A 14,281-nucleotide genomic window follows, 5' to 3' on the forward strand; every position below is an offset into this window, starting at 1 on the left:
GGACCCTCTCCCTCTCCCGCGACATCGTCCGGGAGAGGGGAGTCACAGACCGCACAATGCCCGCGCAAGCGGGCATATTTGTCAGATGCAACCAAGGAGCCGCACATGCCCGTGAACCTGCCGCTGCCCCAGGCAGAGAATTTGAAATCCGTTGCCGGCGTGGAGCTGGGTTGGGCCGAGGCGGGCATCCGCAAGGCCAATCGCAAGGATGTGCTCGTGGTCCGCGTGGCCGAAGGCAGCACCGTGGCCGGCGTGTTCACGCAGAACCGCTTCTGCGCCGCGCCGGTGCAGGTTTGCCGCGAGCACCTCGCCACGGGCCCGGGCATCCGCGCGCTGGTGGTCAACACCGGCAATGCCAACGCCGGCACCGGCGAACCGGGCCTGAAGGCCGCGCGCGCCACGTGCGACGCCCTGGCCGCCCAGCTTGGCATCGCCGCCAACCAGGTGCTGCCGTTCTCGACTGGCGTGATCCTGGAGCAGCTTCCGGTCGATCGCCTGACCGCCGCGCTGCCGGCTGCCATCGCCAATGCGCGCGCCGACAACTGGCTGGCCGCCGCCGAGTCGATCATGACCACCGACACGCAGCCCAAGGCCGCGTCGCGCACGGTGCAGATCGACGGCAAGACGGTCACGCTGTCCGGCATCAGCAAGGGCGCCGGCATGATCCGCCCGAACATGGCGACCATGCTCGGCTTCATCGCGCTGGACGCCGCCGTGGCGCAGCCGGTGCTCCAGGCACTGGTTTCGCACGCCGCCGACCATTCGTTCAACAGCATCACCATCGATGGCGATACGTCGACCAATGACTCGTTCGTGCTGATCGCCACGGGCAAGGCTGGCGTGTCCATTGACCGCGCCGACGGCCCGGCCTTCGCCGCGCTGCGCGACGCCGTGACGTCGCTGGCGCAGGAACTGGCCCAGATGATCGTGCGCGATGGCGAGGGTGCCACCAAGCTGATGACGATTCACGTGGAAGGCGGCAACAACGTGGCCGAATGCCGCCAGATCGCCTACGCGGTGGCGCATTCGCCGCTGGTCAAGACCGCGTTCTACGCCTCGGACCCCAACCTGGGCCGCATCCTGGCCGCCGTGGGCTATGCCGGTGTGAACGACCTCGACGTCGATCGCGTGAACCTGTGGCTCGATGACGTCTGGGTGGCCCGCGACGGCGGCCGCAACCCCGACTACCGCGAGGAAGACGGCCAGCGCGTGATGAAGCAGGCCGAGATCACCGTGCGCATCGCGCTGGGCCGCGGCAACGCCGAAGCCACCGTGTGGACCTGCGACCTCTCGCACGACTACGTGTCGATCAACGCCGACTATCGTTCGTAATTTTCTGAATTCGCCCCTGCCATGTCTGACCTTGCTGCCCGCCTCGATAGCTTTCTCGCCCGACTGGAACAATGGCTGCCGCCGCAACTGAGCGACGCGGACTGGCAGGAGGCGGTAGCGTTCCGCTGGCGCAAGCGTCAGAGCCTGTTCGGCAATATCGGCTATCTGCAGGCGATCAAGCAGCTTCCGCCGATCTATCTGGACGATCTCAAGAACATCGAGCGCCAGAAGGACGCCATCGTCGCCAATACGCGCCAGTTCGTGCAGAAGCTGCCGGCCAACAACGTGCTGCTGACCGGCGCGCGTGGCACCGGCAAGTCGTCGCTGATCAAGGCCTGCCTGAACGCGTACGTGAAGCAAGGGCTGCGGCTGGTGGAGGTGGACAAGGACGATCTGGGCGACCTCGGCGATATCGTCGAACAGCTGGCCCAGCGGCCCGAGCGCTTCGTGATCTTCTGCGATGACCTGTCGTTCGAGGAAGGCGAGTCGGGCTACAAGTCGCTGAAGTCCGCGCTGGACGGCTCGGTGGCCGCCCAGTCGGACAACGTGCTGATCTACGCCACGTCCAACCGCCGCCACCTGCTGCCCGAGTACATGAAGGACAACGAGACCTACCAGCACACGGCCGATGGCGAAATCCATCCGGGCGAGGTGGTCGAGGAGAAGATCTCGCTGTCCGAGCGCTTCGGGCTGTGGCTGTCGTTCTATCCGCCCAAGCAGGACGAGTACCTGGCCATCGTCGGCCATTGGCTGGGGCACTTCGGCTGCAGCGCCGAAGACATCGCCGCCGCGCGTGGCGATGCGCTGGTCTGGGCGCTGGAGCGCGGTTCGCGCTCGGGCCGGGTGGCGTGGCAGTTCGCGCGCGACTGGGGTGGCAAGCACGGCAAGCCCTTCGTGGCCGACGTGGGACCCCAGGCATGAGCGGCGCCGGCACGGTAGTGTCCCCGGACGGCCAGGCGCGCCCGGTCACCGAGGTGGCCGTCGGCGTGCTGGTGCGGCCCGATGGCCGCTTCCTGCTGGCGCAGCGCCCGGCGGGCAAGCCATACGAGGGCTACTGGGAATTCCCGGGCGGCAAGCTGGAGCCGGGCGAGACCGTCGAGGCTGCGCTGGCGCGCGAGCTGCACGAGGAACTCGGCCTCGACGTCACGCGCAGCGAGCGCTGGCATACGCTCGAACATGACTACCCGCACGCCTATGTGCGGCTCTATTTCTGCAAGGTCACCGACTGGGTTGGCCAGCCGGTCGGTCGCGAAGGCCAGGCGTTCTCGTGGCAGTACGCCCCGGTCGATGTCGGCCCGCTGCTGCCGGCGACGATCCCCGTCGTGGCATGGCTCGCAGAGGAGCGCCCCACGCCCTGAGTGGCCGCATGCCAGTCCCGTCGCCCCCGTCACCAGAAGTTGAACAACAAACACTGGAGGCCCAATGCAACGTGTCGACCGCATCGACGATGCCATCTCCCTGCCCGAGCTGACGCTGCGCGGCATCATCCTGGGCGCGCTGATCACCGTGGTGTTCACCGCGTCCAACATCTACCTCGGCCTGAAAGTCGGCCTGACCTTCTCCTCCGCCATTCCAGCCGCCGTGATTTCGATGGCCGTGCTGCGGCTGTTTCCGGGCGCCAATATCCTCGAAAACAACATGGTGCAGACGCAGGCGTCCGCCGCGGGCACCTTGTCGTCGATCATCTTCATCCTGCCGGGGCTGGTCATGCTCGGCCACTGGCAGGGATTTCCGTTCTGGCAGACGCTGTCGATCTGCGCGGCGGGCGGCATGCTCGGCGTGATTTTCAGCATTCCGCTACGTCACGCGATGGTCGTAAAGAGCGACCTGCCGTACCCCGAGGGCGTCGCGGCTGCAGAGATCCTGCGCGTGGGCAGCGCCAGCGAGGCGCCCGGCGAGACCAAGCAGGCCACCGGACTGGCCGATCTGCTAGCCGGCGGCGTGGCGGCGGGGCTGTTCAGCTTCGCCGCGGGCGGGCTGCGCGTGCTGGCCGAAGGGGCCAATGCGTGGCTGGCGGCGGGCGCGTCGGTGGTGCGGCTGTCGATGGGGTTCTCGCTGGCGCTGGTCGGTGCCGGGTATCTGGTCGGCATCGTCGGCGGGCTGGCCATGCTGCTGGGCCTCGTGCTCACATGGGGCGTGGCCGTGCCGTGGCTGACCGCGATTACGCCGATGCCGGCTGGCGCCACGCTGGCGAGCTTCGGCACCTCGGTCTGGAGTACGCAGGCACGCTTTATCGGTGCCGGCACGATCGGGATTGCCGCGATCTGGACGCTCGCCACGTTGTTCAAGCCGATGGTCGAGGGCGTGCGGGCGTCGATGGGTGCGCTGCGCGGGAACAGTGCCGGACAAGGTGCCGGGCAGGGCGGCGAGATCCCACGGACCCAGCGCGACCTGCCGGCGGTCTGGATCGGCGCCATCACGCTGGTGCTGCTCGCGGTGCTGGCGGTCACGTTTGGCCATTTCCTCGCCCCGTCGCCGCTCGATGACGGCGCGATGTGGCGGCTCGTGGCCTGCGCCGTGCTGTTCGCCTTCGTGTTCGGCTTCCTGGTGGCGGCCGCCTGCGGCTATATGGCGGGGCTGGTCGGCTCGTCTGCCAGCCCGATCTCGGGCATCGGCATCATCGCCGTGATCCTGGTGTCGCTGCTGATCCTCGGCGTGGGCACGCTCGATGGGCTGATGGGCACGCCGGAGGGCGGCAAGTTCGCGATTGCGCTGGCGATCTTCACGACGTCGGCGGTGGTGGCGGTGGCGTCCATCGCCAACGACAACCTCCAGGATCTGAAGACCGGCTGGCTGGTCGGCGCCACGCCGTGGCGCCAGCAGGTAGCGCTGCTGATTGGCTGCGCCGTGGGCGCGGCGGTGATTCCGCCGGTGCTGGAACTGCTCTACAACGCGTACGGCTTTGCCGGCACGCTGCCCCGGGCCGATATGGACCCCGGCCAGGCGCTCGCGGCGCCGCAGGCCACGCTGATGACGGCCATCGCCACGGGCATTTTCACGCACCAGCTCAACTGGACCATGATCCTGATCGGCGTGGCGCTGGGCGTGGTGCTGATTGCCATCGACGAAATGCTGCGCCGCCGGGGCGGTGTGGCGCGCCTGCCCGTGCTGGCGGTGGGCATCGGCATCTACCTGCCGCCGACCATCAGCTCCGCGCTGGTGGTGGGCGCGGTGCTGTCGTGGTGGCTGCTGCGGGCCGAGCGCCGCCGCGCCGAGGCGCGCGGCGATGACGTGACGCTGGCGGTGGCGCACGCCGAGCGGCGCGGCACGCTGCTGGCGTCGGGGCTGATCGTCGGGGAGAGTCTGGTCGGCGTGGCGCTGGCGGCCATCATCGGCCTGTCCGGCAAGGAGGCGCCACTGGCGCTGGTCGGCGCAGGGTTTGCCACCACGGCCGAGTGGCTGGGGCTGGCGGTCTTCGTGCTGGTCTGCGTGGGGTTCTGCCGGCGCGTGCTGGCGACGCGGTAGGGCGCGGAGGAGGGGGCGCCGGGCGCCGCTCAGTCTTCCTCTTCTTCAGGCAGGTCCGCCGAGGGCGTCTCGCCGGGCTTGCCGCCGATCACATACTTCTCGGCCGCCCAGGCGCCAAGGTCGATCTGCTTGCAGCGGTCGGAACAGAAGGGACGGAACTTGTTTTCCTGCACCCACGGCACATCCTTGCCGCAGGTGGGACATTTGACGACGGCTGGCATCGGGAAGACTTCAGAAATTGCAGAGCTTGAGCAGGAACGGGATGTCGGCATCGACCGAACGCGGTCGCATGTCGCCGTCCTGCTGGGTGAAACGGACCCAGAGCATGTACTTGTTGGCGCTCATCTCGGGAATGAAGGCCAGCAGCGAGTCGTCGAGGTAGACCTGCATCAGCTGGTAGCTGCGGCCCGACAGCATCTGCTGGTAGCTGCCGCCCGTGGCGATGACTTTGCCGCTCTGGCCGGACTCGCGCAGCAGCCGCAGCACGATCGACGTGCCCATGCGCAGCGACGTGAGCGGGCGCGCCCACTTGAGGATATCAGCCTGACGGTCCTCGGCGGGGCGGTGCTGCCACGCGAAGTAGGCCGGCAGGTCGAATTCGCAGGTGCCGCCCGGGATGATGGCGCGGCTGCGGATGCTCGTGAGCCACTCGTTGTCGGCCAGCAGCTGGCCGGCCTTGCCCACGGTCTGGTTCAGCGCGGTAATGCCCTGTTCGATCTCGGCGATGACGTTGGCCAGCGCGTCCTGGTCGATCTGCGGATTGGCGCGCAGCGGCGAGAGCGCCTGGCGCTGGCGCTCCAGTTCCTTGATCAGGTCAGTCTTGAGGTCGGCGCGGCCGGCCACATCGATGATCTCGAAGATCGTCGTAATGGCCACGTGATGCTGCTGGGGGTGATCCTGCCCGAGGAAATAATCCAGCCGATCGAACAGGTCTTCCAGGCGCAGGAGCGTCCTGATGCGTTCGTTGAAAGGATATTCGTACAGGATCAAGGGAGGTATCCGTGCTGCGCGCCGAGGGGCCGGAAGCCGAAAGGCAGATTCAATCGAGTGCCCGAGGTCGGCGGTCTGGCGGAACTTCGGAAAATCCGTCAGTTAGCACGCTTTTCCCGGCATGTTCAGCGCATTCTATGCGAGTCGCGCCTCAAGGACAAATGCAATCTGCCCGTGCGGCGTACTCGGGGCGCGCCACGCTAGCCGGCGTGCTGACGATAGTAGGCGTCGAGCCGTTCCACCTGGGGCGCGAGGGCCTCGGGCGGGCCGTCGTTGTCGATCACATCATCGGCCACGGCCAGCCGCGCGGCGCGCGTGGCCTGCCGGGCCATGATCGCCAGCACCTGCGCGCGCGTGAAGCCGTTGCGCGCCATGACGCGGGCGATCTGCGTCTCTTCCTGGCAATCGACCACCAGCACGCGGCCCACGCGGGCGCGCCAGGTGCCGGATTCCACCAGCAGCGGCACCACATAGATCAGATACGGATGCTGGCCGCCCGCACGGACGGCGGCGGCGCGCGACTCGGTCAGCGAGCGGATCAGCGGATGGGTGATGCCTTCGAGCGTGGCCTTGGCCGTGGGGTCCGAGAAGACCAGGGCGCGCATGGCGTCGCGGTCCATGGCGCCGTCCGGGCGCAGGCAGCCGGGGCCGAATGCCGCCACCAGCGGGCCGATGGCGGCGCCGCCGGGCGCGGTAATCTCATGCGCGAGCAGGTCAGTGTCGATCAGCGCGGCGCCGCGCGCGGCAAACATGTCGGCAACGCGGGTCTTGCCGGAGCCGATGCCGCCCGTGAGTCCGATTTCCAGCATGGAGAAGCGTGTCGGTAGCGTGGAGGAATGGCGCCAACGATACCAGCTTTCCGGGCAGCGGCTGTCGGTCAGCGGCTGAAGGTCAGCCCCAGCGGCAGCACATCGGCGCCAAAGAACAGCACGATCAGCCCTGCGCCGGCGATGAACGGCCCGAACGGGAACGGCGTCTCGCGGCCCTGGCGCCGCACAACCAGCAGCACGATGCCGAACACCGCGCCCACCACCGACGACAGCAGCACCAGCGCCGGCAGCGCCTGCCAGCCGAACCAGGCGCCCAGCGCGCCCATCAGCTTGAAATCGCCGTAGCCCATGCCTTCCTTGCCGCGCACGAGCTTGAACAGCCAATAGACACTCCACAGCAGCAGGTAGCCGGCGGCGGCGCCAATCACGGCATCGGCCAGCGGCGCGAAGGCGCCGTTCAGGTTCAGCAGCAGCCCGAGCCAGAGCAGGGGCAGCGTGATCTGGTCTGGCAGCAGCTGGGTGTCGGCGTCGATCATGGTCAGCGCGACCAGGCTCCAGACCATGACGATCGCGGCCAGCGCCTGCACGGTCGGGCCGAAATGCCACATCGCCAGCCCGGTCAGCACGGCCGTGGCCAGCTCCACCAGCGGATAGCGGACACTGATCGGCGCCTTGCAGGCCGAGCATTTCCCCCGCAGGAACAGGTAGCTGACCACCGGCACGTTTTCCCAGGCGGCGATCTGGTGGCCGCAGTGCGGGCAGGCCGAGCGCGGCACCATGAGGTTGTAGCGGTCCGGGTGGGGCAGCGGCTCGTCTCGTAGTTCGGCCAGATAGTTGGCCTCGTCGTATTCCATCATCCGGGGCAGGCGATGGATCACCACGTTGAGGAAACTGCCCACCAGCAGGCCAAGCAGGCCGGCCGCCACGATCAGGAACAGCGGCGGCACGGCTTCAAGCGCGGATACAGCCTGCATCGGTCACACCACCTGGCCCAGCTTGAAGATCGGCAGGTACATCGCCACCACCATGCCGCCAATCAGCACGCCCAGGATCACGATGATCAGCGGCTCGATCAGGCTGGAGATGGCCGCCACGGCGTCATCGACCTCGCGCTCGTAGAATTCCGCCACCTTGAGCAGCATGTTGTCCAGCGCGCCGGACTCCTCGCCGATCTGCGTCATCTGAAGCACCATGTTGTCGAACACGTGCGTGGCCTGCATCGCGTTGGTCAGGCTGGTACCGATCCGCACGGCCTGTTCGATTTCCCGGGTGGCATCGTAATACAGCCAGTTACCGGCGGCGCCGGCCACGGATTCCATCGACTCCACCAGCGGCGTGCCGGCGGCGAACATCGTGGCCAGCGTGCGGGTCCAGCGCGCGATCACGGCCTTGCGGAACAGGCTGCCGAAGATCGGCAGCTTCAGCAGCGCCTTGTCGTGCCAGCGCTGGACCTTTTCCGAGGTCTTGCGCGCCCGGAGGTAGAAGATGATCGAGGCAATCGGTATCCCGATCACCAGATACCAGTACGTGACGAAGAAGTCGGACATGTTGATCACGACCATCGTCGGCGCGGGCAGGGCGGCGCCGAAGCTCGAGAACACGCCCTTGAACGCCGGAATCACGAACAGCATCAGCACCACGGTCACGGCGAAGGCCACGCAGAGCACCGAGATCGGGTAGATCATCGCGGACTTGATCTGGCTCTTCAGCGCGATCGTCTTTTCCATGTAGAGCGAGAGGCGCTCCAGCAGGGCGTCGAGAATACCGCCCTGTTCACCGGCGTCGATCAGGTTGCAGTACAGCGTGTCGAAGTACTTCGGCTGGCGCCGGAACGCAGTGGCCATGCTGCTACCGGCCTCGATGTCGAAGCGGATGTCGGACAGCAGCTGCGTGAAGTTGGGGTTGGCGTGGCCGCGCGCGATGATGTCGATCGATTGCAGCAGCGGAATACCGGCCTTGAGCATCGTCGAGAGCTGACGCGTGAAGTACGCGATGTCCTTCTCGGTGATCTTCTTGCCGCGCGCCGCCTTGCGCTTCTTCATCTTGACGACGGTCAGGCCCTGCTTGCGCAGCGTGGCGACGACCTCCGCCTGGCTTTCGGCCCGTTGCTCGCCCTTGAAGCCCTTGCCCTTCCGGTCCTTGGCTTCCCATTCGAAGATGTACTGCGTGGGCGCCTTCCGCCCTGATTTGGCCCGCGACGGCGCTGCCGTCCGGGCGCCCGCCGCTGGTGCGCGCGTCGCCATGATTTGACCCCCGACTAATGTCTATTGACTATTGTTTTACGTATTGGTGGTCGCCAGCACTTCTTCGAGTGACGTGACGCCCTGTTTGACCTTGAGCAGGCCAGATTCCCGCAAAGATAGCACGCCGTCCCGGCGCGCCTGCTCGGCGATTTGCAGCGCCGTGCCGTGCGACAGAATGATCTGCTGCATCGCTTCCGTGATCGGCATGACCTGATAAATACCGCAGCGGCCCTTGTAGCCGCTGCCGTTGCAGCGCTCGCAGCCCACCGGGTGGTAGGGCTGCCAGCTGCCGTCCGTGTCGGCCTCGGTGAAGCCGGCGTCGAGCAGGGCCGGCTTGGGAATATCGCCGGCGCGCTTGCAGGTGCAGAGCCGGCGCGCCAGCCGCTGCGCCGTGATCATCAGCACCGAGGACGCGATGTTGAACGGCGCCACGCCCATGTTCATCAGGCGCGTGAGCGTGGTCGGGGCGTCGTTGGTGTGCAGCGTGGAGAGCACCAGGTGGCCCGTCTGGGCGGCCTTGATCGAAATATCGGCGGTTTCCAGGTCACGGATTTCGCCGACCATGATGATGTCCGGATCCTGCCGCAGGAACGACTTCAGCGCCGCCGCGAAGGTCAGGCCGGCCTTGTCGTTCACGTTCACCTGGTTGATACCGGGCAGCTGGATTTCCGCCGGATCCTCCGCCGTGGAAATGTTGATGTCGCCCTGGTTCAGCATGTTCAGGAACGTATAGAGCGACACCGTCTTGCCGCTGCCGGTGGGGCCGGTGACCAGCACCATCCCGTACGGCCGCTTGATCACCTCCAGCAGCAGCGCCTTCTGCGCGGGCTCGTAGCCGAGCTGGTCGATGTCGAGCTTGTCGGACGAGGATTCCAGAATCCGCATCACGATCTTCTCGCCGAACAGCGTGGGCAGCGTGGAGACGCGGAAGTCGATCGCTTTCTCGATGACCTCCTTGGCGTCCTTGTCCTTGGGCAGCGAGAGCAGCAGCTTCATGCGGCCGTCCTGCGGCACGCGCTTTTCCGAGATGTCCAGGCGCGACAGCACCTTGATGCGGGTGGCGACCTTGTCGCGGATGTCGAGCGGCGGGCGTGCCACTTCCTGCAGCACGCCGTCCACGCGGAAGCGCACGCGGTAGAAGAACTCGAACGGTTCGAAGTGCAAGTCCGACGCGCCGCGCTGGAACGCCTCGGTCAGCAGCTTCTGGAGGAAGCGCACCACGGGGGCGTCGTCGATCTCGTTGCCCGGCCCGCCCTTGCGGACGCCGGCCGCGGCCGCCACCGGATCGTATTCGATCATCTTGGTGGCGGTGGGCGTCACGGGCGAGATGTTCTTCATCGTCCCGAGCGCCTCGCCGGCGGCGCGCACGTGCTTCATCAGCTTGTCGTGCTCCACCACCACGGTTTCCACCGGCAGGTTGAATTTCTGCTTGATGGCGTCCACGCCGGCCTGGTTGGTCGGGTCGGACAGCGCCACGATGAGCCGGTTCTCACGGCGGCCCAGCGGCAGCAGGCGGTGGGCGTGGAATTCGCGATTGCCGGCCAGCGCGGGCGGCACGCGATTGAGGTTGTACTGGGCCAGGTCCAGCAGCGGTAGCTGGTACTTGTCGGCGGCGAAGATCGCCACGTCGTGGGCAGACATGGTGCCGCTGCCGATGATCTCGTCAATCAGCTGCGACTTCTTCTCCCGGGCCGATTGCTCGAGCTGCGCGAGTAGCGCGGGGGCGATCCGTCGGCTCTGGGCGAGCGCAAGGCCTAATGTCATGGCGAAATACGAGCGATGAGCGCGCGATCGGATGAAGCCGGCCGGCGGCGCGTTTGACTGCGGCGGGATCGGGTGCAGAGGGTCCCGGACCGGGGCAGTTTGCCGCCGGGGTCACTTTTTGTAAAGCGACGGGGCGGGCGCGTTGGCGTTTGCGCGACACGTCCGCAACCCTACTTGCGCGGGGGAGGGGGAAGGGGGGCGGGAAACGAAAAAAGCCGCACATTGCTGTGCGGCTTTTTCGTGGACATCACGCTGGCGCATGACATCGAAATCTGGTCGGGGTGAGAGGATTCGAACCTCCGGCCTCTACGTCCCGAACGTAGCGCTCTACCAGGCTAAGCTACACCCCGATTTCTTGGTACTGCTAGGGTTTTTTCGCGCTGACTTGTCGGTGCGTTGTTACGACTGACGTTGCAGCGAGAAAGCACACAAGTGTATCAGCGTTTCCTTCAGTTGGGAAGGGGGAAATTGCATTGCCGCCTTTTCCGCGGCTTCTGCTTCGCGCTGCGCGGCGGCAAACGTCACCTCCAGCGCGCCGCTGGCATGGATGGCCGAGAAGACTGCATCAAAGTGTTCCGTGCCGCCCTGGACGATGGCCTCGCGCGCGAGTTCGCGCTGTTCCGCGGTGCCGTGCTCGAGCAGGTGGAGCAGCGGCAGCGTGGGCTTGCCCTCGCGCAGGTCGTCGCCGGCGTTCTTGCCCATCTGCTCGGCGCTGGCCGTGTAGTCGAGCATGTCGTCGATCAGCTGGAATGCCGTGCCGATGCGGCGGCCGTACTCGGCCGCGGCTTCTTCCATGGCGGGGTCCGCGCCGGCCAGCACCGCGCCCAGTTCGGCCGAGGCTTCGAACAGCTTGGCGGTCTTGTAGCGGATCACCTGGAGGTAGCGCTCCACGGTCACGTCCGGGTCGTGCATGTTCAGCAACTGCAGGACCTCGCCCTCGGCAATCACGTTGGTCGCATTGGAGAGGATCTCCATGATGCGCATGCTGCCGGCCTCGACCATCATCTGGAAGGCGCGCGAATAGAGGAAGTCGCCCACCAGTACGCTGGCTGCGTTGCCGAACACCGCGTTGGCGGTCTGGCGGCCACGGCGCAACTCGGATTCGTCCACCACGTCGTCGTGGAGCAGCGTGGCGGTGTGGATGAACTCCACCACAGCGGCGAGTTCGTGATGGCGATGGCCCTCGTAGCCGAACGCGCGCGCCGAAAGCAGCAGGATGACCGGACGCAGCCGCTTGCCGCCCGCGCCGATGATGTATTCGCCGATCTGCTCGATCAGGGGCACTTCAGAAGACAGGCGGCGCCGGATGACGGCATCGACGGCGCGCATGTCGGCAGCGACCGGGGCAAGCAAGGCAGTGGCGGAAGACTGGGACAAGATGGAATCACCGGTTCGCAAAACCGGTGGATTATATGCGATCGCGGTGTCGCCATGGCCGCTTGCATGCGGCCAGAACGGCCCGGAAGGGGCGGCGCCTATCTATAATGACGGCATGAACAAGGCCCCTGCCTCCCGCAGGCAGGTCCGCCGCACCGCCTGGTGGGTGGCGTTTGCCGCCCTTGCCGGGTTCCTGCTCGCCGACCTGATCTGATCCGCATTCCGGCGCGAAGTGCGCCAGTCGCCGCTGCGCAACACTCCGGCAGGCTATGTATTTGTTTCCGTTGGCTTTTCTTTGACCTTTCCGTATCGCGCCCTTTGCGCTTTCTGGAAAACTGGTCTACAATCGCCGGTTCCTTCGGTTGGTTTGCGCTGTATACGGCGAGCCGCCGGACGGCAAAGCAGCAAGTCGGCGCACGAAACGGCGCCGGTCCCGTGAGATACCGGGGCAGCATTCAACGTTTCATTCACATCGAGAGGTTCGACAATGTACGCGGTCGTAAAAACCGGCGGCAAGCAATACAAGGTTGCTGCTGGCGAAAAACTTAAAGTAGAACAGATACCGGCAGACATTGGCGCAGAAATCACGCTGGACCAGGTGCTCGCAGTGGGCGCCGGCGACCAAATCAAGTTTGGTACGCCGCTGGTGAGCGGGGCTTCCGTCAAGGCTACCGTGATCTCCCAGGGTCGTCACGACAAGGTGAAGATCTTCAAGATGCGCCGTCGCAAGCACTACCAGAAGCGCCAGGGCCATCGTCAGAATTACACCGAACTGCGCATCGAAGCCATCGTTGCCTGAGCATTGCTCGGACAACAGGTATTCAACGCAATCAGGTAAACAGGAGTTAAGACATGGCACAGAAAAAAGGCGGCGGTTCCACGCGGAACGGCCGTGATTCGGAATCGAAGCGTCTGGGCGTGAAGGTGTACGGTGGCCAGGCCATCAACGCCGGCGGCATCATCGTTCGCCAACGCGGCACTCGCGTGCACGCTGGTGATAACGTGGGTATCGGCAAGGACCACACCCTGTTCGCACTAGTGGACGGTCACGTGCAGTTCGCCGTCAAGGGCGCTGCCAAGAAGCAGCAAGTCAGCGTCGTTCCGGCGGCCTGATAACAGCCTTTGCAGCCCGAAGGCCCCGCAACACTTGCGGGGCCTTTTCATTTCTGGCATGAATAAAGCCGGCCCGATCCATCTGGGAAGACCAATATGAAGTTCATCGACGAAGCCCGAATCGAGGCGATTGCCGGCAATGGCGGCAACGGGAGTGCGTCGTTCCGGCGCGAGAAGTTTGTGCCCTTCGGTGGCCCCGATGGCGGTGACGGCGGGCGGGGCGGCAGCGTGTTCGCGCAGGCCGACCGCAATATCAACACCCTGATCGACTACCGCTACTCCAAGAAGCACGTGGCCCGTAACGGCGAGAACGGCCGTGGCGCGGATTGCTACGGCGCTGCCGGCGAGGACGTCACGCTGCGCATGCCGGTCGGTACGCTGATCATGGACATGGACACCGGCGAGGTCATCGCCGACCTGACCGAGCACGGCCAGACCGTGTGCCTGGCCGAAGGCGGCATGGGCGGCTGGGGCAACCTCCACTTCAAGTCGAGTACCAACCGCGCGCCGCGCCAGCAGGTCGACGGCAAGCCCGGCGAGCGCCGCATGCTGCGGCTCGAACTCAAGGTGCTGGCCGACGTGGGCCTGCTCGGCATGCCGAACGCGGGCAAGTCGACGTTCATCTCGCATATCTCGAACGCGCGTCCCAAAGTGGCCGACTATCCGTTCACGACGCTGCATCCGAACCTCGGCGTGGTCCGTGTGGACCACGAGCAATCGTTCGTGGTGGCGGACATTCCCGGCCTGATCGAAGGCGCCGCCGAAGGTGCCGGGCTGGGTCACCAGTTCCTGCGCCACCTGCAGCGCACGGGCCTCTTGCTGCACATTGTGGACATCGCCCCGTTCGACGAGAACGTCGATCCGGTGGCCGAGGCGCGTGCCATCGTCAACGAATTGAAGAAGTACGACGAAACGCTGTACGAGAAGCCGCGCTGGCTGGTGCTGAACAAGCTCGATGTGGTGCCGGATGAAGAGCGCGCCACGCGCATGAAGGACTTCGTCAAGCGCTACAAGTGGAAGGGGCCCGTGTTCCACATTTCGGCGCTGACTGGCGAGGGCTGCCGTGAGCTGATCTACGCGATCAAGGACCATCTGGCCGCGATCAAGGCCGAAGAGGCCGCCGCGCTGGCCGAGCCCGATATCCGTCTGGACGACCGCCTGCACAACGTGGCGCCCGATGCCGGCGTTGGCGATCAGGGTGATCAGGGCAACCAGGCCTGACGCCTT

General features: G+C 66.0%; 15 protein-coding genes and 1 tRNA gene. 8 read left to right on the forward strand and 8 right to left on the reverse strand.

Features of this window, described 5'->3' with window-relative positions; genetic code table 11:
• The first annotated feature begins 105 nt into the window (after nucleotides 1-105).
• From argJ to BM115_RS20895, 4 genes are all read left to right on the forward strand, one after another.
• Nucleotides 106-1,332 carry a bifunctional glutamate N-acetyltransferase/amino-acid acetyltransferase ArgJ gene (argJ, locus tag BM115_RS20880; protein ID WP_092298587.1) on the forward strand — a complete coding sequence of 409 codons (1,227 nt, stop codon included), beginning with the start codon at nucleotides 106-108 and terminating at the stop codon, nucleotides 1,330-1,332.
• 21 nt (nucleotides 1,333-1,353) lie between these two features.
• A complete protein-coding gene (locus tag BM115_RS20885) occupies nucleotides 1,354-2,253 on the forward strand; it encodes an ATP-binding protein (protein WP_092298590.1) in 900 nt (299 codons plus the stop codon).
• Nucleotides 2,250-2,690 (forward strand): NUDIX domain-containing protein, encoded by a 441-nt coding sequence (locus BM115_RS20890; protein WP_092298593.1) that lies wholly within the window; start codon nucleotides 2,250-2,252, stop codon nucleotides 2,688-2,690. The genes BM115_RS20885 and BM115_RS20890 overlap by 4 nt, the downstream gene beginning before the upstream one ends.
• A 64-nt stretch (nucleotides 2,691-2,754) precedes the next feature.
• Entirely contained in the window at nucleotides 2,755-4,797 is a 2,043-nt protein-coding gene (locus BM115_RS20895) for an OPT family oligopeptide transporter (RefSeq protein ID WP_092298596.1), read from the forward strand.
• Between the two features lie 29 nt (nucleotides 4,798-4,826).
• On the opposite strand, the gene BM115_RS20900 is transcribed toward BM115_RS20895, so the two are convergent.
• The 8 genes from BM115_RS20900 to ispB all read right to left on the reverse strand — a co-directional run bounded on the left by BM115_RS20900 (nucleotide 4,827) and on the right by ispB (nucleotide 11,893).
• Nucleotides 4,827-5,018, reverse strand: a complete 192-nt coding sequence (locus BM115_RS20900; protein ID WP_092298599.1) for a DNA gyrase inhibitor YacG — start codon at nucleotides 5,016-5,018, stop codon at nucleotides 4,827-4,829.
• 10 nt (nucleotides 5,019-5,028) lie between these two features.
• Entirely contained in the window at nucleotides 5,029-5,787 is a 759-nt protein-coding gene (gene zapD, locus BM115_RS20905; protein ID WP_092298602.1) for a cell division protein ZapD, read from the reverse strand.
• 200 nt (nucleotides 5,788-5,987) lie between these two features.
• Nucleotides 5,988-6,596: a dephospho-CoA kinase gene (coaE, locus tag BM115_RS20910; RefSeq protein ID WP_092298605.1), complete on the reverse strand. Its 609-nt coding sequence runs from the start codon at nucleotides 6,594-6,596 to the stop codon at nucleotides 5,988-5,990.
• Nucleotides 6,597-6,664: 68 nt separating this feature from the next.
• Nucleotides 6,665-7,531: a prepilin peptidase gene (locus BM115_RS20915; RefSeq protein WP_092298608.1), complete on the reverse strand. Its 867-nt coding sequence runs from the start codon at nucleotides 7,529-7,531 to the stop codon at nucleotides 6,665-6,667.
• Between the two features lie 3 nt (nucleotides 7,532-7,534).
• On the reverse strand, nucleotides 7,535-8,800 hold the full coding sequence (locus tag BM115_RS20920) for a type II secretion system F family protein (RefSeq protein ID WP_092298611.1): 1,266 nt from the start codon (nucleotides 8,798-8,800) through the stop codon (nucleotides 7,535-7,537).
• A gap of 36 nt (nucleotides 8,801-8,836) precedes the next feature.
• Nucleotides 8,837-10,564, reverse strand: a complete 1,728-nt coding sequence (gene pilB / locus BM115_RS20925; RefSeq protein WP_092298614.1) for a type IV-A pilus assembly ATPase PilB — start codon at nucleotides 10,562-10,564, stop codon at nucleotides 8,837-8,839.
• A gap of 273 nt (nucleotides 10,565-10,837) precedes the next feature.
• Nucleotides 10,838-10,914, reverse strand: a tRNA-Pro gene (locus BM115_RS20930).
• Between the two features lie 49 nt (nucleotides 10,915-10,963).
• Nucleotides 10,964-11,893, reverse strand: coding sequence for an octaprenyl diphosphate synthase (gene ispB / locus BM115_RS20935; protein WP_092298617.1), 930 nt, complete (start codon nucleotides 11,891-11,893; stop codon nucleotides 10,964-10,966).
• Here ispB and BM115_RS27155 point away from each other — a divergent pair.
• The 4 genes from BM115_RS27155 to cgtA all read left to right on the forward strand — a co-directional run bounded on the left by BM115_RS27155 (nucleotide 11,871) and on the right by cgtA (nucleotide 14,275).
• Nucleotides 11,871-12,155 (forward strand): hypothetical protein, encoded by a 285-nt coding sequence (locus tag BM115_RS27155; RefSeq protein ID WP_143093927.1) that lies wholly within the window; start codon nucleotides 11,871-11,873, stop codon nucleotides 12,153-12,155. The genes ispB and BM115_RS27155 overlap by 23 nt on opposite strands.
• 273 nt (nucleotides 12,156-12,428) lie before the next feature.
• A complete protein-coding gene (gene rplU / locus BM115_RS20940) occupies nucleotides 12,429-12,740 on the forward strand; it encodes a 50S ribosomal protein L21 (RefSeq protein WP_006576525.1) in 312 nt (103 codons plus the stop codon).
• Nucleotides 12,741-12,793: 53 nt separating this feature from the next.
• The gene (gene rpmA, locus BM115_RS20945; RefSeq protein ID WP_061955320.1) at nucleotides 12,794-13,054 is read left to right on the forward strand and encodes a 50S ribosomal protein L27; all 261 of its coding nucleotides are present in this window, start codon (nucleotides 12,794-12,796) and stop codon (nucleotides 13,052-13,054) included.
• A gap of 96 nt (nucleotides 13,055-13,150) precedes the next feature.
• A complete protein-coding gene (gene cgtA / locus BM115_RS20950) occupies nucleotides 13,151-14,275 on the forward strand; it encodes an Obg family GTPase CgtA (protein ID WP_092298620.1) in 1,125 nt (374 codons plus the stop codon).
• Nucleotides 14,276-14,281 lie beyond the last annotated feature (6 nt).

Origin of the sequence: Cupriavidus sp. OV096 (assembly GCF_900115455.1) — a bacterium.
In the GTDB taxonomy this organism is placed as follows: Bacteria; Pseudomonadota; Gammaproteobacteria; order Burkholderiales; family Burkholderiaceae; genus Cupriavidus.